Consider the following 20,383-nt stretch of genomic DNA (forward strand, 5'->3'; position numbering starts at 1 on the left):
AAGAGGGATGTCTTATGATAAAAGAAAAACACAAAGTTTTATTTGAACCAATAAAAATAGGTGGTTTAGAAATAAAAAATAGATTTGTTTTAGCACCAATGGGACCAGGTGGATTATGTAATGCTGATGGAAGCTTTAATGAAAAAGGTGAAGAGTTTTATGTTGAACGTGCTAAAGGTGGTACAGGTTTAATAATGACAGGTGTTACTATGGTTGAAAATGACATTGAAAAATGTGCATTACCATCTATGCCATGTCCAACTTTAAATCCTCTTAACTTTATAACAACAGGAAAGAGTATGACTGAACGTGTTCATGCTTATGGATCAAAAATATTTTTGCAGTTATCAGCTGGATTTGGACGTGTAAGTATTCCTTCAATTGTTGGAAAAACAGCAGTTGGACCATCTGCAATTCCACATAGATTTTTAAAAGATGTAGTATGCCGTGAACTTACAACTGAAGAAGTAAAGGAATATGTTAGAAAGTTTGGAGAATCAGCAGAAATAGCTAAAAAAGCAGGTTTTGATGGTATAGAAATACATGCTGTTCATGAAGGATATTTACTTGATCAGTTTGCAATTTCATTCTTTAATAATAGAACTGACGAATATGGTGGAAGCTTAGAAAATAGATTACGTTTTGCTTGTGAAATAGTTCAAGAAATAAAGAAAAGATGTGGAGAGGATTATCCAGTATCTTTAAGATATAGTATTAAGAGTTTCATAAAAGACTGGTGTAAAGGTGGTTTACCAGGTGAAGAATTCGAAGAAATGGGAAGAGATGTTCCAGAAGGAATAGAAGCCGCTAAAATATTAGTAGATGCAGGATATGATGCTTTAAATGGAGATGTTGGATCATATGATTCATGGTATTGGAGTCATCCCCCAATGTATCAAAAAAAGGGATTATACTTACCATATAATGAAATTCTTAAAAATGCAGTAGATGTTCCAATAATTACAGCAGGAAGAATGGAAGATCCAGAATTAGCAAGTGATGCTATATTATCAGGAAAGACAGATATGATTGGACTTGCAAGACCATTACTTGCAGATGCTGAAATTCCTAATAAAATATTAGCAGGTGATTATAAGAATGTTCGTCCATGTTTATCTTGTCAAGAAGGTTGTATGGGAAGATTACAGAATTTTGCTAATATAACATGTGCAGTTAATCCAGCATGCTGTAGAGAAAAAGAACTAGAACTTAGAAAAGCTGATGAAAAGAAAAAAGTACTTGTTATTGGAGGCGGAGTTGCAGGATGTGAAGCTGCAAGGGTAGCTGCAATAAGAGGGCATGAGGTAGAAATATTTGAAAAGTGTGATAGATTAGGTGGAAATCTAGTAGCAGCAGGAGCTCCAAGTTTTAAAGAAGACGATATAGCACTTATTCAATGGTATGAATTACAATTGAAAAAACTTGGAGTTAAGATAAGATATAATACAACTGTTACAGAAGAAATGATTAAAGAAACTGATGTAGATACAATTATACTAGCTACAGGCTCTACTCCTAGAAGATTAAGTATTGAAGGAACAGAAAATGTTTATACTGCAGAAGAAGTATTACTTAAGAAAAAAGATGTTGGAAACTCGACTATAGTAATTGGTGGTGGACTAGTAGGTTGTGAAACAGCTTTATGGTTAAAGGAAATGGGGAAAGATGTAACTATTGTTGAAATGATGGATGATATATTACAAGTTGGTGGACCTTTATGCCACGCAAATCATGATATGTTAAAAGAGTTAGTATCATTTAATAAGATTAATGTAAGATGTGGCTCTAAAATAATAAAAGCAACAGAGGAAGGATTTATAATTGAAAACAAAGAATCTCAAGAAATAGTTAAAGCTGATTCAGCAATTGTTGCAATAGGATATAATTCAGAAAATTCACTATATAATAAAATTAAATTCTTACACAGTAATGTTAGAATGATTGGTGATGCAAACAAAGTTCAAAATATAATGTATGCTATATGGGATGCATATGAAGTAGCAAGAAACATTTAAGGAATAATTTAATTTTAATAGAGATTCTTAAATTTAATAGTGTAAAGTAAAAGTATGACTTCCATATTTTATTGAAGTCATACTTTTTAATTTTTCTCGTAAATTTCTTGTATTATAAAAATTATAATTGAGTACAATAAAAATCAACTTAGAAAAACTAAGAAAATTTTCAAAATAAATGGGTAATTTTAGCCACTTGTTTTGAATTTTAAGTATTTGTGCACACCATTAGTGAAATTTTATTAGGGGGCATTTTTATTTTGAGGACGTGCACCTTTTAGTAGCAAGGATTCTGTGAGAAAACATTTATAATAGGATGTTTAGATTGAATGAATAGGATAAAATAAAAATATATTAGAAATGTTAGATTTTAAAATTGAGGAAAAGAGGTACTGTTTATGAAGTTTCTATAAAAAAGGTAGATGGATATGTAACAATAGATCCTGTTCTAAAGGATGTTTATAAGAGTGGAATTGTTGTGGAAGAGGTATTGTAACTTGACGAATATAATAATATAATATTATTATAAAAGAATAGGTGGTCGTTTATGCAAATATTAAAAGAAGAGGTTAAAAACAATATAACTTATGGGGCTAAAAAACTTTTTAGTGAATATGGATTTGAGAAAACTTCAATGAATATGATTGCAAAGGAAGCAAATGTAAGTAAAAGCAATGTTTATAATTATTTTGCCACAAAAGAGGAGATTTTTTATTATATTACTGATGCTATGGCAAATGATTTGATAAATATGACTGAATTTTTTGTAAATCATAAATTCTATGAGAAATTTGGTAGCAATGAATTTATTGAAATGATGGTTCAGAAACTATTTAAAATTTCATCGGAACACAGAGAAGAATTACTTCTTATTATGGATTGCTCAAAAGGTACAAAGTATGAAGATATAAAATCAAAAATTATTAATATGTTAGAAAGGCATTTTGCAGAAGGATTTTCCGAAAATATTGCTAAAGAATGCTTTATAGCTCATGTAATTGCTTTTAATTTAATAGAAGGTATATTAGAGATACTAAGAAATAAAAAGGATAATAGAGAGATTTATGATAATTTTAATAAATTAATTAAATATCATATAAAAGGTTCAGAAATGTTGATTAATAAATAGTCAACATTTTTAAATAAAGTAATAATGACCATATGTTCTTTATTAAACAAGATATGGGAAGTGATTGAGTTTATGTATAATAACAATTTTAAAGTAGGTACATATAATTTGAATAGTGAACCTAATTTTAACTATCAGTTAAATAGAACAATATTGTGGAGTAATGGAGATGCTGAAGAAATTAAGTCTATAAGCTATTTAATAAAAACACCTAAAGATTGGGAAAGAGAAATGTTAAAGCTTGGAGATAAAGCTTTAAATGAAAAGCGTATAGAACAGGCAATAGCATATTATCGTATGGCAGAGTTTTTCATGTTCCACGAAAATTCAGATAAAATTAAAGTTTATGAGAAAGCAAAAAAGTTATTTTATGATTTGAATTCAAATATTTTTATAAAGGAAGGAATAATTAAAAGAGAAAAAATTAAATATGACAATGGATATTTACCAGTATGGGTATCGTTACCTGAAAAAGAATCAAAGGGTGCAATTGTTATATTTGGTGGAAATGATTCTTATATTGAAGAATTTAAATCTACAGTATTATATTTAAGAGGAAAAGGGCATGCGGTTTATGCTTTTGAAGGACCAGGACAAGGAGAAGTGTTAAGAAAATATAATATTCCATTTACCCACAAATGGGAGGAACCTGTGAAATGTGTTCTAGATTATTACAACTTAAATGATGTTACAGTGATAGGTATTTCTTTAGGTGGAATATTAGCTCCCAGGGCTGCTGCATTTGAAAAAAGAATTACAAAAGTTGTAGCATGGAGTATATTTCCTAGTTTTTTTGATATATTAATCTCAACCCGTACTAAAACAGTTCAAAGAATTGTAAGGGTATTGTTCAAATTAAAACAAAAATTTATGATTAATAAATTGATGGAAAAACAAATGAAAAAAGACCCTATGGCCGAATGGGGAATTAAGCATGGTATATATAATTTTGGAGTTAATACACCTTATGATTATTTTGCTAAATCAATGAATTTTCAAATATATAATATAGCTCCTTTGATTAAACAAGATTTTCTATTGATTGGTGCTTCTAAAGATCATTTTATTCCTAAAGAATTTTATAAAAAAGAAATAGATGCTTTAACAAATGTAAAATCATTAACTTTTAAATTATTTAATGAAAAGCAATTTGCAGAAAGACATTGTAATGTTGGTAACACTAAATTGGTTCTAGAGAGTATAGTAAATTGGATAGACAATATATCTAAAATAAATTAAGTTTGGAGGTGTGATGGGTCTAATGAGTTAAACAAATATTTAACAGCTACTTTATTTGGCAGTATTGCATTATTGTTTTTTATTGACATATTTAAAGACAATATAATTTTTGAAAGAAATAAAAGGTTTAATATATTAGTATTCATTTTATATATTCTATTTTTATCCTATCCATTAATTAGTATTATATTGGGACATGCGTATCCTGCAATAACGACATGGCTTATGCCTTGCCCGCTTGTAGTATATTCAATTACATTATTAGTTTCTTTTTCTACCAAAGTAGATTATAAAATATTAATACTATTAATATTTTGGGCGTTAACAGGATTGCCTAAAATTTTTATGTTTGGTGTATCAGAAGATTTTATACTCTTTCTTTCTGGAATTTTGGCTATTTTTGTTTGGGTTTTAATTATTAAAGAGAGAAAAAATTAAAATAACTATAGCAAGAGTTATAAAAGTCAATGAATACAATTCATTGACTTTTATTCATTCAAGTGATATATTATGTTTAGAATGATGAAAGGAGGCTTTTAAATATGGTACGAATTTCAAAGGAGCCTGAAGTTCGCAAACAGGAAATATTAGATACAGCAATGAGATTATTTTATAAAAAAGGATATGAATCAACTTCTATGGCTGACATAGCAAAGGAAATGAATGTGGTACCAGGGTTATGTTATCGTTACTTTAAATCAAAACAAGAACTTTTCGAAACCGCAATGGATAAGTATGTTGAAGAATGTGGAGAAAAATTTTTAAAGGTTATTTGTGATGATAAAAAAACATTAATAGAACGTATGGACGATATGGCTAAATTAATGCTAATTCAAGAAAATAACAGCAAATATCATTATTTTTATCATAAGACTGGTAATGAAATATTGCATGAGCAGCTTATTATAAAAATTGCAAAATATTTAATTCCAAGTTTATGTAAAGAGTTTAAAAAGTTATGTGAAAAAAGAGAAATTCATATTGAAAATGTTGAAATAATGACTAATTTTATTATGTATGGACAAATAGGTGTTTTGTCATGCAAAGACATTTCTATGGAAGAAAAAATTAAACAAATTCGTGGATTTATAAATTCAATATTAGGAATAAGACAATAGATATAATGATTGGTTATTAGATAAACATCCCTAATAAAGTATTTCTGTAAAGTGATATTTTGTTAGGGTAAAAAAATACTTGGTGAGTGAATTTTATTCATTGACTACAATTCACTAAACAGTAATCAAAGAAAGAAGAGGATTTAAATGAAAAATGTATTAGAAAAAGATTTTACAACAGGTAACACAACTAGAAAACTAATAGGAACTACTATCCCAGTGCTCATAGCATTTATATTTAGCATGGCATACAACATAGTTGACAGTCTTTGGGTTGGAAATCTACTTGGTGAAAAAGCAATGGCAGCACTTACTGTATCAATGCCACCTATACTGTTAACAATTTCTATTGCAATGGGTGCTACTAATGGGGTTGCAATTTTGTTATCAAAATATGTTGGGGCAAAGGATAAAGAAAATCAAAATAAAGTAATATCAACTTCTTTTATAGTAGCATTTATTTTCAGCATAATTATAACTGTTATTTGTGAACTTAGTGCAAAAACTATTTTAAATCTTTTAAACACACCAAATGAGATATATGCTATGTCAAAAGAGTATCTTATTTTATATATGATTGGATATGTTTTTGTATTTATGTACTTATATTTTACAGCTGTATTACGCAGTTTTGGTAATACAACTATGCAAATGGTATCTATTATTTTCTGTACAATACTTAATATAATTTTGGATCCTATTTTTATTAATAAAATGGGACTTAAAGGTGCAGCAATTGCAACTTTATTGTCTCAGGGAATAATGATGATTATTATGATTGTATATATTATTAAGAAAAAATTAATTGTAATTAATTTTAAGTTCTTTGACAAAAATACTTTAAAGAATCTTACACTAAAAGCAATACCATCTATTATTCAACAAAGCATTCCTGCAATAAGTACAAGTTTTATTACTTGCTTAGTTAGTACATTTGGAGTATTGCCTATAGCTGCATTTGGTATTTCAGGAAAATTAGAAACAATTTTATTTTATCCTGCTATGGCGCTTAACATGACAATTACTACATGCACTGGTCAGTGCTTTGGTGCTAAAAATATAAAAAAAGCAAAAGAATATCTTAAATCAGGAGTATTATTAGGTAGTGGATTTTTAATTGTATTAACAATTATAGTAGTATTTTTTTCAGAAAATTTAGCACAAATGTTTGGGGCAAATGAAAGTGTTAAAGATTTAGTTAAAGTTTATTTTTCAATTATTTCAGTTGGATATATATGCAATGTTATTACTAATTCTGTTTTTGGAGCAGTAAATGGTTTTGGAAAACCAATGTCAGCTATGTTTTTAATGATTTTCTACTATATTATTATTCGTATGCCACTAGCAAAGGTATTATCTACAGGTGATTTAGGATTAAATGGAATATGGGTAGCTGTTTTGATAAGTCATATTGTAGCAACTATAGCAGGAATTTATTATTTTAAAGTACTACTAAAAAATGCACAAGTTTAGGTGGAACTACACATAGAAAAGTTTATTAATTATGTTGTTTATTCAGGCAATATAAAAGATCCAGGGAGTATTTTAGAAACAGGAATAAATGAATACAAAGTTAATTCAATATCTATGTCGAATAGAGATTACAAAACAAGATATAATGGCTCTAACATTCACTCCTATTATGGGAGGGAAGATAGGAATATCTGATAAAATAATAAACGCTATACACGTAGTAAAAGACATAAATAATGACTATAAGAATGATATAGAATCAATACTATATGCTTTTGCAAATAAATTTTTAAGCGGAAAAGATTTGGAGAAAGTAAAGGAGGAATTGAGAATGACTGAACTTGGTAAAAGTCTAATACAAGAAGGAATTGAAAAAGGGAAAGATGAAGGAAAAGCTGAGCTTCTGATTAAACAGCTAATGAAAAAGTTTAAAAAATTACCTAATGAATATAAGGAAAAAATAAAATCACTTCCAAAAGAAACAATAGAGTTAATTGCAACAGATATATTTGAGTTGAATTCAATAGAAGAGTTAGAACAATATTTCTAAAGAGTATTGAAGATATTGGAAAATGTAATGTGTAAACAAAATAATTTATATCAACAATTTTTAAAGTATTGATATTATGATTTAAAGGAATTATTTAAAAAGGTGAAAGCTAAAGAAGAACAAGAAAAAATAATAGGGAAAGAAATAGTAGAAAATAGCTTGCGATATTTAGAGTAGGCTATTTTTTTACGCAAAATTACTTAGACAGGGAGGTGATAGATTGATATGCATCTACGATAAGAAAACCACAAAAGGCAACTTCAGCTGGAGTCAAATTATTCAATGAATCATGAGGTCCTATAAAATTATAGTGAAAAATAAATAAATAGATTAAGTTTATAAGAGCAATGTTTACATAACTTAACAGATTAAAGCTTAAGGAAGCGTAAAACAAACAATAGATATAGAGCATTCTATAAATGTAAAGTAAAATATAAAATATGAAGAGTTTTTTTAAATTCTAAAAAATCACCCCAACCTCTAGATATACCTACAAAAGGTATTCAGAATGATTATTAGGATGATTTTTAAAAATATTAAGTTTTTATTTTACCAATTTAATGTATTCTTAGCTTGATGACATTGCCACCCTGTGCTATTAACTAAATTTGGAGTAACTTAATCAGCTTTTCTAACTCTTCAGATAAATCTTTTGCAGTGATAAAATCATTATCTTTTAAAGCTAATTCTATTTTTGTTTCAACTAATTTTTTATTTTGTTCAATTTCTAAATAATCTTTTCCAAAGTAATTGGCATAAACCATTTTTTTGAAAGTCTTCATATTCATTCTTCTTATTTTCTTATCTTCAACAATTAAAATATAATCCATACAGTTTACTATAGAATAGAAATCGTGAGAAACCATTAGAATAGCACCATTATAGTTTTTTATGGCTTTTTCTAATGCTATTTGTGAATATGTATCTAAATGACTTGTAGGCTCATCAAGAAGCAACAAGTTTGCATTACTAGCAGAAATTTTAGCTAATTGAAGCATATTTTTTTCTCCACCAGATAAAGACCCTATCTTTTGATTAAGTATTTCTTCTTCAAAACCATATTCAAAAATATGTGATTTAATGTCTTCATAAGTTTCAAAACCAGCATCTAAGAACTCTTCAAGTATGGTATTAGAATCATTTAGTGTTTTGCCTTGAAGCTGAGATAAATAAGCCATTTGAATGTGTTCATTTACCACAATAGAATCATTATTATTTTTAAATATTTCTTTAAGTAAAGTGGTTTTTCCAGTACCATTTGAACCGACAATAGCTACTTTATCAGTAGATTTAATCTCAAAGTTAACATTTTCTAACAGTATCTCATCAAAGACAACATTGTAATTATTAATTTTTAAAGCAATAGTTTCTTCAAGTTTATTAGAGGTATTTAAATTAATATCTGGTTCTTTAATAGCTATAAATGGAGCTTTAATTCTACGTTCTTCTAATCTTTCTTGAATTTTAACTCTAGCCCTTAGGGTTTTTCCTCTGAATTGTTCAGCATTTTCAGTTGCAAGCTCTCGGAGTCTTTCTATTAATATATCATTTCTTTCAATTTCAGCAGTATCTTCAGCAGCCAGTTCTTGTAATTCAATTTTAGTTTGAAGTAATGAGAAGTTATAATCAATATAGCTTCCATCAAACTCTTGTATCTCCATGTTTTCAAGATGAAGAATTTTGTTGAAACAATTATTTAATAGATATCTATTGTGTGTAATAATTAACATTGTTCCTTTGTGTGAATTAATTAGATTTTTAAGAGAATTAAGGTTTCCAAAATCTAAAAACACATCTGGTTCATCCATAATCATTAAGTCTGGACTATTTAGCATTGCTTTAATTACTTGGATAAGCTTGAATTCTCCACCACTAAGTTCAGATATCATTAAATCTTTATATTTGATTAAGTTTGTAAGATTAAGTTTCTTATTAATAATGTTTTCGAAATCATCGCCATTAATTGCATCAAATGCATCTAAAGCTTGTTGATACTTTTCTAGTAAAGTATCAATATCTGAAGATGTCTCCATTTCAGTACAAATAGATGTTATTTCATTTTGTAGTTTAATAAACTCTTCTGCTATATATTCGAAAACTGTAATTTCTTTTATTTTATCCAGTTGTGAGAATTGACTTACATACCCAATTCTACAATTTGGAGATATTTCTAATGTACCATCAAACATATATTCTTCTGGATCCATAAGTATATCTATAAGTGTACTTTTTCCACTGCCATTTGTTCCTATAAAAGCACAATGGTCACCATCTTCTAATGTAAATGAAATGTTATTATATAAATCCTTTTGGGGAAATGAGTAGGACAAGTTATCAACTTTTATCATATTATTACCTCTCTTTATAACTTAAAAAGAGCTTATAAAAATAAGCACTTTAATATATTTTTATCAATTGAAATTTTACATTTGATTTTTATGTAGTAAAGACATTTTACTAAGTTTAACATTGACAGCATAACATTTTTTTCGACTAAGTTCAATAATTTCATATAATAAACAAAAACTGTCTTAGTATTTTAATACATTAAGTATATTAGTCTATTTTTTGCACTTATAACTAATGAAAATCCAATATATATTATTATATGGAAAATATAGATTTATTGCAGATGAGGATGTAGAAGATGTTGATGCCATAATAGTTAATGGTTGGTTTAATACAGTTCCAAATGAACCTAAGGGAAATATATATAATTATAAAATATTCCATTATACTCAAATTATTGATATAATAAGGTGTGCGAGGGTTATAAATATACCATTTATTATTGTTTAATGGAGGAGTTTATGTTATTTCAAGAAATGCCTAGGGTTAAAGATGAAGTAGAATTAAAATTTAACAGTACTTATCCCGTTTATTTAAAAATTTGGTCATGGGCAACAAAAAATCTTAATAAATTTAACGATTATAAAGATTTTTCGTACTTTAAAAAATGGGAGAGTGAAGAATTTACGCAAATTTTCAGAGACTTTCAAGTGAGAGAGGTTTTTGGAAGTGTATTAATTGAATTTGTTAAGTATGTATATTTTTACCATATACCACCTGGATTGAGAGATAGTAAATTAAAGGTTGAACATAAGGAAACAATAACTGAAATATTTACAGTGGTTATTGGCAATTACTATTTCAATTTTATGAAGTGCGCAAATAGTATTATTTTATGCGATATTTCATATAATGAAAAACATAGAACTTATTATAGGGTACAAGATTTTTTGGGATACAATGACACATATTTAAAAAATACAAAAAAAGATTCTTATGTCCAATATATGAATAATGTTTGGTTTGTTAATACAAATGTGCCATTTATGTCTTATCCAGATGGTATATTAGATAATAATAGACAAGTCAACAAATTGAAAAATATTCCATTTTTCAATGATTTTAAAAAATCATATTTTAATAATTATAAGAATATTGATAATTCAAGCGAATGGTATGAAGGGTGCAAAAAAGTGATAAGTGCAATAAATCCACAGTTTATATGGGAATTTGTTGAGTACTCATTGAGAGATAAGAGAATTGTTATAGTAACTGGGTTTAAAAGAAATGCTCCATTTGGTTATTTTTGAACTTAAATATTATCATTATATAATAGTAATTAATTGGAATTGTTAAATAGTAGTTTTTTTATTGCAAAAACGAGATGATAAAATTGAAAGCGTCAGAACTTAAAAATAAAAGCTATAAAAGCATTAATTTATGCAGTAGTAAAAGTAGAAGATGAAATTGCTCTAGGTTATTTTTAATAAAATATTCTATTGTAAGCCAATAATACATTAAAAAAGGATTAAATAGATACTTACGGATAAGATGTGGATTTTTATTCGTATTTAAAGCTTTTATAAAATGTCTATTTTGTAATTAAAGTAATTATTATTAAGATAAATTTAAAAAAATTTTAATAATATATTGCACAATAAGAAAAAAAGTGCTATCATGTAAACGTAGTCAAAAAGAATATTTAGTAAGAGTTCTTAAGTAGATTACAATAAAATATAAATATTTAGCGTGTTACTGATTCGATCAGGCATAAGCGTAGGGAAATAAAAAATGCAATAGAGTAAATGTAATATTGTTTGTTGTATCATATGTTTTGTACAGTTTTTTTAGGTATTATGATTTTTTTTATGATTTAATTTAGTGTACAAATAATGTGACCAAATCTGAACATATATTTCTTTATTTTATTTCCAAATGCTTATGTCTTTTTTGTTTTGTAACAAATAAAAAATAGGAGGTATAAAAATGGTAGGAATTATTCTTGCTAGTCACGGAGAATTTGCTAAAGGCATCATGCAATCTGGTAAAATGATTTTTGGAGAACAAGAAAATGTAAAAGCTGTTACGTTGATGCCTAGTGAAGGACCTGATGATCTTAAAGCAAAAATGAAAAATGCAATTACATCCTTTGACAATCAAGATGAAGTCTTATTCTTAGTTGATCTTTGGGGTGGTACACCATTCAATCAAGCAAATGGTTTATTTGAAGAACACAAAGATAAATGGGCAATAGTAGCTGGTTTAAATTTACCAATGCTTATTGAAGCTTATGGTGCACGTCTTTCTATGGAATCTGCACAAGAAATTGCATCTTATATCTTAACATCAGCTAAAGAAGGTATTAAGGTTAAGCCAGAAGAATTAGAACCAGAAGATACTGGTAAGGCTATTAAAGATTCAGCAAAACAATCTAATGCAGGTAAACCAGGATCATTCGAATATGTTTTAGCTCGTATTGATTCTCGTTTACTTCATGGTCAAGTAGCGACTGCTTGGACAAAAACTGTTCAACCTACAAGAATTATTGTAGTTTCAGATGCAGTAGCTAAAGATGAACTTCGTAAGAAATTAATACAACAAGCTGCTCCACCAGGAGTTAAAGCACATGTTGTTCCAGTTGATCATATGATTAAACTTGCAAAAGATGATCAACATTTTGGTGGTCAACGCGCATTACTTCTTTTTGAAAATCCAGAAGATGTACTTAGAGTGGTAGAAGGTGGAGTGCCATTAAAGACAATAAATGTTGGTTCTATGGCTCATTCTATAGGTAAGGTTCAACCAAATAAAGTACTTGCTTTTAATCAAAAAGATATTGATACATTCAATAAGTTAAAACAAGCTGGACTTAATTTTGATGTTCGTAAAGTACCAAATGATTCAAAAGGAAATATGGATGAAATACTTAAAAGAGCACAAGAAGAATTAAAAAAACAAAAATAATTTAATTATTAATAAAAGGAGGATTAGTAATCATGACTTTAAATATACTTCAAATTGTATTAGTCATTATTATAGCATTTCTAGCTGGTGTAGAAGGTATATTGGATGAATTCCAGTTCCATCAACCATTAGTTGCATGTACATTAATTGGATTGGTTACAGGTAATTTATTACCATGCTTAATCTTAGGTGGTACTCTTCAAATGATGGCCTTAGGTTGGGCAAATATAGGTGCTGCAGTAGCACCAGATGCAGCATTAGCATCTGTTGCATCAGCAATCATTTTAGTTCTTGGAGGTCAAACTGGTAAAGAAGGAATTACTGCGGCAATCGCTATTGCTGTTCCTTTAGCAGTTGCAGGACTATTATTAACAATTATTTGTCGTACAATTGCTACAGCGTTCGTACATTTTATGGATGCAGCAGCTAAGGAAGGAAATATAAGGGCTATTGAAATATGGCAAATTGTTGCTATTTGTATGCAGGGTGTACGTATTGCAATTCCAGCAGCATTAATTTTAATAATTGGTGCTGGTCCAATATCAGGGTTACTTGCAGCTATGCCAGCTTGGTTAACAGATGGTTTAGCAATTGGTGGTGGAATGGTTGTAGCTGTTGGTTACGCAATGGTAATTAATATGATGGCTACAAAAGAAGTTTGGCCATTCTTTGCAATTGGTTTTGTATTAGCAACTATCTCAGAAATTACACTTATCGGACTTGGAGCAATAGGTGTAGCTTTAGCTCTTATTTACTTAGCACTTAGCAAACAAGGTGGAGCAGGTAATGGTGGAAGTTCAAATACTGGTGATCCTTTAGGGGATATCATTGATAGATACTAAGAAGGGAGAGGAAACGAAAATGTCAAAACAATTAAAATTAACAAAAAGAGATCGTATTTCTGTTTGGTTCCGTTCATTTTTCCTTCAAGGTTCTTGGAACTATGAAAGAATGCAAAACGGTGGTTGGGCATATGCAATGATTCCAGCAATCAAGAGATTATATAAGACTAAAGAGGAACAATCAGAGGCATTAAAACGTCATTTGGAATTCTTCAACACTCACCCATATGTAGCTTCACCAGTTCTTGGAGTAACATTAGCTTTAGAAGAAGAACGTGCAAATGGTGCACCTGTAGATGATGCAACTATTCAAGGTGTTAAAGTTGGTATGATGGGACCTTTAGCAGGTATCGGAGACCCAGTTTTTTGGTTTACTGTTAGACCAATTTTAGGAGCATTAGGTGCTACTCTTGCTATGAGTGGTAATATACTTGGACCAATAATATTCTTCGTTGCTTGGAATATCATTCGTATGGCATTCATGTGGTATACACAAGAATTTGGTTATAAAGCAGGATCTCGTATTAGTGATGATTTATCAGGTAGTTTGTTACAAGATGTTACAAAAGGGGCATCTATACTAGGTATGTTCATTTTGGGATCATTAGTTAATAGATGGGTATCTGTTAAATTTGCACCAGTAGTATCATCAGTTAAGTTAAGTGAGGGTGCATTTATTGATTGGAGTGCTCTTCCACAAGGAGCAGAAGGTATAAAAACAGCTTTAATGCAACAAGGCGCAGGTATGTCATTAACACCTGAAAAAGTTACAACATTACAAAATAACTTAGATTCATTAATTCCTGGGCTTGCAGGATTAATAATTACATTTATTTGTATGTGGTTGCTTAAGAAGAAAGTATCTCCAATTGTTATAATTCTTGGATTATTCGTAATTGGTGTTGTATTCCATTTGATTGGTTTAATGTAATATTTTTTGCTTAGCCTAGGCTTTTAGCCTGGGCTTTTGTTAACATATAAAGTAGTTGAGGCACATTCAAAAAAATAATTTTTATAATACTAATGAAATAAATTGGTTAAATAAGTATTATTTTTAATAAATTTTTCAACAATTGATAGAAACATATAAAAAATATATAATAAAAATAAATGTATGTATTAAGTAGAAAAGAGGTAGATTAGATGGTTCAATCACTGAATACAAAAGTGGATCTAGCGATTGATGCAACAGCTTTTACTGGGCTTGCAGATTATGGAAAAATAATGATAGGCGACAAAGGCTTTGAGTTCTATAATTCTCGTGATCCTCACAAATATATTCAAATTCCTTGGGAAGAAGTTGACTATGTCATTGCATCTGTATTGTTTAAAGGAAAATGGATTCCGCGATATGCAATCCAAACGAAAAAAAATGGTACTTATACCTTTGCTTCTAAAGAAGCAAAAAGAGTGCTTCGTACTGTTCGAAATTATGTTGATCCAGATCATATGGTTAATTCTTTAAGTTTTTTTGATGTTGTGAAACGAGCAGCTAAATCCATGTTTAAAAAGAGTTGATCAACTAAAGAAGTTATAATCTGTAAGAGTTAGTTGTGATACAGTAGAATGGTTAAAAGGTTAATAACTATGTTATAAGAGTCACGAACTTAAGTTTATCCATATATAAGCGATAATGTAAATATATGAATAAAAGTTAAGGAGTTATATATGTTTTTTAGTAACATTATAAATAAGAAAAAGAGTTTGATTAAAGAATTAGACTCATTAGGATATTCTGAGAGAGTACAAAAAGTTGCATTATTAGCACGTGATATGGATAAAGATAAATGTATAAAGTTATTGTATTCTTTATTAGAAGGTGGGGAATATGAAGCTAACTTGGCTCTAGTTGGTGCAGATGTTATCAGGAATTGTGAAATTATTACAAAAGCTTTAAGTCACCACAAAAATAGCATAAGAATAAAAGCAGCTAAACTTTTAGCTAAACATGGATCAGTAGATGAAATTGAAAAAGAAATGAGAAATTTATCTTGCGAATGCCGTAAGAAGTTATTAAACACTATTTACTATGTAAATCGCAGGGATGTAGCTGAAAGATTATTTCCTATTGTGTATTCAAAATATGGGGCAGGAGAGGCAAAGAGGATATTTGCAATATGCTCTGATGAAACTGTTGAAAAATATATTGATGAAATTGGGTATGCAATTGATCATTGGAATAGAATAGCAGTTTACCATGAAAAAGTATTTATAAAGTATTTCAAGAAATCTTTAGAAGATGCAAAAGATAGGGAAAGGGTGTATGTTTGGAATACATTTTTTGATGCAGTAGAAGTCTTAGTTTTGTCTAATGGGGAATTTATATTAGATTGTGCAATGAATTTTCCACCAAGAGATAAAATTTATTCTATTTTATCTAAGCAGTTTGGAATTCTTGTTAGAAAAAATCCTTCTAAAGTACACAGTATACTTTTATCAGAAGAATGTAGAAAAGAGCTTCTCTTGTATGGTGTTCCAAGATGTATTTTTAGCAGAAAAGTTAACTTTACTATAAATCAGTGGATAGAAATAGGTAAGATTCTTAAAAATAAAGTTAATCATATTATAAAGATACTTCACAGTCTTCCACCTTCAAATCGTGAAGATTTTTTTTATGGTGTATATGATGAGGATGAAGTTAATAAGAAAGTTTTTCATAGAGCAATATTAAAAGAACTGCCTAGTAAACTCCGTGATAAAATAGCTAAAAATATGCTAAATATTAAAGAAGTTCTTAATAATAAAAACAGATATATCAATACTTTAGCTTATTGTGATATTGAGTTTAGTAGGGGCATTTTGGAAAAAGAAGCTAAAGCTTCAAATGCAGAAGAACGTAGTTTGGCACTTAAATTAATCATAAAAAGCACTGCATTGAGCAGGAGAGAAGTTTCTGAAACTTTGACTTATTTATCTCGTATTAAAAATGATCAAGACCCAGTAAGAAAAGCTGTTTTGGAAGAGCTTTCTAACTGTCAGACATCATTGTATGACGATAAAGATGTAAAACTTCTAGAAGTTATTTTTAATAGTGTTATTGAAGCTAGAGATACGTCTTATGATACTTTGAATTATTTGGGAAAATTAGCCTTTAAGATTTTAAAACATAATACAGATAAAAATAATAGTAAAATATTCAAGTTTGCATTAAATACATTAACTAGTTTATCTAAAAGAAACTCAATACTTTTTTTATTTAAATTAGATGATATAGAAAAGGGACTGGAAAAAATAATCTTTGAAGAATTTTATCCTTTATTGAAGGACTTAAATAAAAGAGAAAATTACAGTTGCATAATTAAAATGGCTAATTTATTAGGAAAACGAGGATATAAGATAGAAAAGCTTCAGGAATTATTAAAGGAAGTAGTAATGTCAAAATATGAGAACTATTCTAAAGAGGCTGCAAAAAATTACCTAGCATATAAAAAGACAAGAGATAAAAGAGTTAAAGAATTTTTAGAGATGGATAAATCATTTATATGTATAAACGAAGTTTTTTTGCATCTTCATACAAGACGACAAGAATGGTTAGATCCATATATTGAAGGCAATGTGATTAAGGGTAAGTTCTTAAGTGGAGAGACAATTTATCTTTTACCAGCAGTAGATAAATTTAATAAATATCTTCCACGCCAGCAGCAGACTTTCAGCAAATTACTTAAAATAATAGCTAATGGATCACAATATAGTTATTATGAACGTCATCAGGCTATACATGCATTAGCTAAAATGTCAGATATTGATTTAAGATGTTTTGATGGTCTTGTAAAAAGTAGTGAAGTTCTTATTTCAGAATCAGCTTTACATGCATTATCAACTACAGAAGAACCTGAAAAAGCTATTAAAGTTTTATTAGATAATTTAGATGGAGATAAAGCAAGAACAGCCATGTATTCTATACCAAGATGTATAAGAAATATGAATCATGAATCTTTTACTAAAGTTATTTATGAACTTTTCCAAAGAGAACATTTAAAAATAACTGTGAGAAAAGAAGTTATAAGATTGTTGGGAGAGTATAGAAGTGAAGAAAACATTAAATTGTTATTAAATGAAGCTAAAAAAGAAAATGTACACAAAGATGTACAGATAGCAATAGGACATGTTGCTAGAAAGTATTTAGATTATGAATTTGCATGGGAAATTTTAGCTAGACTTATTGAATGTAAGGAAGGGGATGTTATTAAAAGCTTATTAAGTCAATATTCAAATCATCTTCAAAAGAAATATAGAAATAGGTATTTAAAATTAATACTAAAAATTGCAGATTTAGATGACAATGAAGTTTCTAAAGAAGCTATTATTACAATGAAAAATTGGATAAATATAGATGAGAACAGCATTGCTAATTCTGCTTATAAAGTGATAACTGATTTAAATGATTCAGGCAAGTGGAAGTCGGCCTTGGATTTATTAATATGCGTAGTTGTAGATGGCAATATAAATAAGTATATAATAGATACTGTTAGATTTATGGTTAATGTAAGGATAACAGAAGACATTAATGGGAAATCTCAAAGAGATATGCCTCATATACAAAGATTAAATTTTCTTGCAAATAAAATTGTATCTTTAAATAAAATGACAAGACAAAAGCTAATACCTTTATTTGAAGAAATAATTGAAGTTATAAAATCTGATGAAACATTGAAAAAGATGAGTATTAAACTTTATACAGCATGTATAGATTTTGATAATTCAATAAAAACTATAAAATATATAAATAATATTGCACAAATACTTAAAGAAAGACCATATATTATGGAGTTTTCATATAATGAAATTTCGAAAGTATTACAAAACTTAAAGGGATATTATAATCCAGAAAATTTAATGAAATCAATAGATGAGATAATTTTACAAGATATAACTGAAGCGATGTATATATCACTTTCACTTTTAGAAACAGCAGGAAATGATTTATTGTGGAGAGAAGATTGCTGCGAAAAATTAAGAACTTTTAGAAATCACAAAAATATTGAAATTTGTTCAAAGGCATTACATATTTGGACTTCCATTGAATAATTTATTTAAGAAAGAAATCAAGAAAAAGTTGATGAGAAGAAGGCTATTTGATTAAAAGAAGTAGTAGTGTTTAAAGACCACATTGAAGTTACATTCAATGTGTTTTTTTCTTTGCTCAAAAATAGAAAAGGAGCAATTGAAGTTATAAGCAGTAATTATTAAGATGTGTGATTATTTGAAAGATATATATGTAATTGATAGTGTTTATTACAGTACAATGATTTTTGCAGAAGAATATTAATAGATGGTCAGTATGTGTCCAACCACTCGATTTATAATAAAGTTAATCAATAAAGAAAGGATGTAGGTTATGCAAGTAATAGCAATGATTATTGGATTAGTAATAGGAATAATATTATTTCTATTACTAAATGAGATGTTTAATGTTTACTATTTCGGATGCGCAGGTGTTACTTCAACATTTGTAGGTTGTTGGAGTGCTGGATACATAGCGATGTTGCTTTTAGGAATGGCAGCAAAATGGTTAGTTATAATAGGTGTAATTATATGGATATTAGTTAAGATATTTGAAGGAAAAGAGAAAAAAGCATAAAAATAAATGGAGGCGAATAATAATGAAAAAACAAAGTTTAAAGAAGATAATAACATGAAAATAGTACTAAGCATTATCATAAATTAACTTAAAATAGTATACAAAAAACATTACTTTAAGTAAAATATTGTTGGAGGAATAATAAAAATGGAAGTTATGGAAGAAAAAATAGATATTAAAGAAAAAGAAGAGTCCATAAAAGAGAGAAGAACTATATATAGAATTCTTAATCTTTACAATTTAATTAATAAAGAAAAACAATTTAACAAGTTGAAATTTGCAAGGGATTCTGAGGTTAATGAAAGAACTATCAGAAGAGATATTGAATGTTTGAATGGCTATTTTGAGAATGAGTATGAAAAGAAGGGCAGTGTTGGGGAATGCAGAAAAATAGAATACTGTCCAAAAGATAATATACATAAGGTAAATATAAAAAGTGATATTGATTTTAGTGAAAGCGATATTTATGCTTTTGTTAGGGTTATTATACAATCAAGAGCATTTACAAAAAAAGAAATAAGAAGAATGTTAAATATACTAGAATTTCAAATTGAAGATATATCAGTTATGAAAAATATAATTGCAAAAGAAGAACTTTCTTATGTTGAGCCTCATCATAAGAAAGATATAATTGATCAACTTTGGAGTATGCGTAAAAGTATTGAAAAAGGCAAAAAGGTTGAGTTTGATTATAAGCGAGCTGATGGAATAGAAAAGCATCATATAGTAAATCCAATTGCAATAGTTTTTAATGAATATTATTTCTATCTTGTGTCTGAAATTGATAAAGAAAGCAGTAAATTTGAAATACCATTTAGAGTTGATAGAATTGAAAATTATAAAGAAACAGAGATTAACTCCACTTATCCTTATGGTAGGTTTGAAGAGGATAAATATAGAAAGAAAGTTCAGTTTATGTATACTGGTGAATTTAAGACTATTGAATTTGAGTTTTTTGGAGATTCTATAGAAGCAGTACTCGATAGATTACCAACAGCAAAGATTATTGGAAAAACTGATAAAGGATATAAAGTTAAAGCAGAGATTTATGGTGAAGGCGTAAAGAGATGGATTCTTTCACAAAAAGAATTTCTAAAGGTCACATGGCCTAAAGACTATGTTGATGAAATAAAAGGAACAATACAAAAAATGTATGAGTTATATAAAAATAACTAATTAATTA

At 28.3% G+C, this 20,383-nt stretch carries 15 protein-coding genes and 2 pseudogenes; 16 read left to right on the forward strand and 1 reads right to left on the reverse strand.

Annotation, left to right across the window (positions count from 1 at the left end; translation table 11 throughout):
* Positions 1 to 17: 17 nt before the first annotated feature.
* The 7 genes and pseudogenes from NG918_RS12095 to NG918_RS12120 all read left to right on the forward strand — a co-directional run.
* The gene (locus NG918_RS12095; RefSeq protein WP_252213055.1) at positions 18 to 2,015 is read left to right on the forward strand and encodes an oxidoreductase; all 1,998 of its coding nucleotides are present in this window, start codon (positions 18 to 20) and stop codon (positions 2,013 to 2,015) included.
* Positions 2,016 to 2,562: 547 nt separating this feature from the next.
* Positions 2,563 to 3,144, forward strand: coding sequence for a TetR/AcrR family transcriptional regulator (locus NG918_RS12100; RefSeq protein ID WP_252212764.1), 582 nt, complete (start codon positions 2,563 to 2,565; stop codon positions 3,142 to 3,144).
* A gap of 72 nt (positions 3,145 to 3,216) precedes the next feature.
* A complete protein-coding gene (locus tag NG918_RS12105; protein ID WP_252212763.1) occupies positions 3,217 to 4,383 on the forward strand; it encodes an alpha/beta fold hydrolase in 1,167 nt (388 codons plus the stop codon).
* Between the two features lie 36 nt (positions 4,384 to 4,419).
* Positions 4,420 to 4,821: pseudogene (locus tag NG918_RS17105) on the forward strand (DUF6064 family protein); the annotation flags it as partial.
* Between the two features lie 104 nt (positions 4,822 to 4,925).
* Complete coding sequence (locus NG918_RS12110; RefSeq protein ID WP_252212761.1) at positions 4,926 to 5,501, forward strand: TetR/AcrR family transcriptional regulator; 576 nt, start codon at positions 4,926 to 4,928, stop codon at positions 5,499 to 5,501.
* Between the two features lie 147 nt (positions 5,502 to 5,648).
* On the forward strand, positions 5,649 to 6,974 hold the full coding sequence (locus NG918_RS12115) for an MATE family efflux transporter (protein ID WP_252226384.1): 1,326 nt from the start codon (positions 5,649 to 5,651) through the stop codon (positions 6,972 to 6,974).
* Positions 6,975 to 6,998: 24 nt separating this feature from the next.
* A pseudogene (locus tag NG918_RS12120) lies at positions 6,999 to 7,524 on the forward strand (DUF4351 domain-containing protein); the annotation flags it as partial.
* A 602-nt stretch (positions 7,525 to 8,126) separates the two neighbouring features.
* Here NG918_RS12120 and NG918_RS12125 read toward each other — a convergent pair.
* Positions 8,127 to 9,872: an ABC-F family ATP-binding cassette domain-containing protein gene (locus NG918_RS12125; RefSeq protein WP_252226386.1), complete on the reverse strand. Its 1,746-nt coding sequence runs from the start codon at positions 9,870 to 9,872 to the stop codon at positions 8,127 to 8,129.
* A 235-nt stretch (positions 9,873 to 10,107) separates the two neighbouring features.
* On the opposite strand from NG918_RS12125, the gene NG918_RS12130 reads away from it, so the two are divergent.
* The 9 genes from NG918_RS12130 to NG918_RS12170 all read left to right on the forward strand — a co-directional run bounded on the left by NG918_RS12130 (position 10,108) and on the right by NG918_RS12170 (position 20,376).
* Positions 10,108 to 10,323: an F-box protein gene (locus tag NG918_RS12130; protein WP_252226388.1), complete on the forward strand. Its 216-nt coding sequence runs from the start codon at positions 10,108 to 10,110 to the stop codon at positions 10,321 to 10,323.
* Positions 10,324 to 10,334: 11 nt separating this feature from the next.
* Entirely contained in the window at positions 10,335 to 11,123 is a 789-nt protein-coding gene (locus NG918_RS12135; protein ID WP_252226390.1) for a hypothetical protein, read from the forward strand.
* A 676-nt stretch (positions 11,124 to 11,799) separates the two neighbouring features.
* Positions 11,800 to 12,777: a mannose/fructose/sorbose PTS transporter subunit IIA gene (locus NG918_RS12140; RefSeq protein ID WP_252226392.1), complete on the forward strand. Its 978-nt coding sequence runs from the start codon at positions 11,800 to 11,802 to the stop codon at positions 12,775 to 12,777.
* Positions 12,778 to 12,809: 32 nt separating this feature from the next.
* On the forward strand, positions 12,810 to 13,619 hold the full coding sequence (locus NG918_RS12145) for a PTS mannose/fructose/sorbose transporter subunit IIC (RefSeq protein WP_252226394.1): 810 nt from the start codon (positions 12,810 to 12,812) through the stop codon (positions 13,617 to 13,619).
* Between the two features lie 19 nt (positions 13,620 to 13,638).
* Positions 13,639 to 14,550: a PTS system mannose/fructose/sorbose family transporter subunit IID gene (locus tag NG918_RS12150; RefSeq protein ID WP_252212754.1), complete on the forward strand. Its 912-nt coding sequence runs from the start codon at positions 13,639 to 13,641 to the stop codon at positions 14,548 to 14,550.
* A 212-nt stretch (positions 14,551 to 14,762) separates the two neighbouring features.
* On the forward strand, positions 14,763 to 15,137 hold the full coding sequence (locus tag NG918_RS12155) for a DUF956 family protein (RefSeq protein ID WP_252212753.1): 375 nt from the start codon (positions 14,763 to 14,765) through the stop codon (positions 15,135 to 15,137).
* A gap of 150 nt (positions 15,138 to 15,287) precedes the next feature.
* Entirely contained in the window at positions 15,288 to 18,647 is a 3,360-nt protein-coding gene (locus tag NG918_RS12160; protein ID WP_252226396.1) for a HEAT repeat domain-containing protein, read from the forward strand.
* Between the two features lie 310 nt (positions 18,648 to 18,957).
* Entirely contained in the window at positions 18,958 to 19,200 is a 243-nt protein-coding gene (locus NG918_RS12165; protein WP_252226398.1) for a hypothetical protein, read from the forward strand.
* Positions 19,201 to 19,347: 147 nt separating this feature from the next.
* Complete coding sequence (locus NG918_RS12170) at positions 19,348 to 20,376, forward strand: helix-turn-helix transcriptional regulator (protein ID WP_252226400.1); 1,029 nt, start codon at positions 19,348 to 19,350, stop codon at positions 20,374 to 20,376.
* Positions 20,377 to 20,383 lie beyond the last annotated feature (7 nt).

This window comes from Clostridium sp. ZBS2, assembly GCF_023845855.1.
Lineage (GTDB): Bacteria > Bacillota > Clostridia > Clostridiales > Clostridiaceae > Clostridium > Clostridium aquiflavi.

Coding starts and splice junctions, on each gene's coding strand:
- NG918_RS12100 (WP_252212764.1), top strand. CDS start 2,563: ATGCAAATATTAAAAGAAGAGGTTAAAAACAATATAACTTATGGGGCT.
- NG918_RS12105 (WP_252212763.1), top strand. CDS start 3,217: ATGTATAATAACAATTTTAAAGTAGGTACATATAATTTGAATAGTGAA.
- NG918_RS12110 (WP_252212761.1), top strand. CDS start 4,926: ATGGTACGAATTTCAAAGGAGCCTGAAGTTCGCAAACAGGAAATATTA.
- NG918_RS12115 (WP_252226384.1), top strand. CDS start 5,649: ATGAAAAATGTATTAGAAAAAGATTTTACAACAGGTAACACAACTAGA.
- NG918_RS12125 (WP_252226386.1), bottom strand. CDS start 9,872: ATGATAAAAGTTGATAACTTGTCCTACTCATTTCCCCAAAAGGATTTA.
- NG918_RS12130 (WP_252226388.1), top strand. CDS start 10,108: ATGAAAATCCAATATATATTATTATATGGAAAATATAGATTTATTGCA.
- NG918_RS12135 (WP_252226390.1), top strand. CDS start 10,335: ATGTTATTTCAAGAAATGCCTAGGGTTAAAGATGAAGTAGAATTAAAA.
- NG918_RS12140 (WP_252226392.1), top strand. CDS start 11,800: ATGGTAGGAATTATTCTTGCTAGTCACGGAGAATTTGCTAAAGGCATC.
- NG918_RS12145 (WP_252226394.1), top strand. CDS start 12,810: ATGACTTTAAATATACTTCAAATTGTATTAGTCATTATTATAGCATTT.
- NG918_RS12150 (WP_252212754.1), top strand. CDS start 13,639: ATGTCAAAACAATTAAAATTAACAAAAAGAGATCGTATTTCTGTTTGG.
- NG918_RS12155 (WP_252212753.1), top strand. CDS start 14,763: ATGGTTCAATCACTGAATACAAAAGTGGATCTAGCGATTGATGCAACA.
- NG918_RS12160 (WP_252226396.1), top strand. CDS start 15,288: ATGTTTTTTAGTAACATTATAAATAAGAAAAAGAGTTTGATTAAAGAA.
- NG918_RS12165 (WP_252226398.1), top strand. CDS start 18,958: ATGCAAGTAATAGCAATGATTATTGGATTAGTAATAGGAATAATATTA.
- NG918_RS12170 (WP_252226400.1), top strand. CDS start 19,348: ATGGAAGTTATGGAAGAAAAAATAGATATTAAAGAAAAAGAAGAGTCC.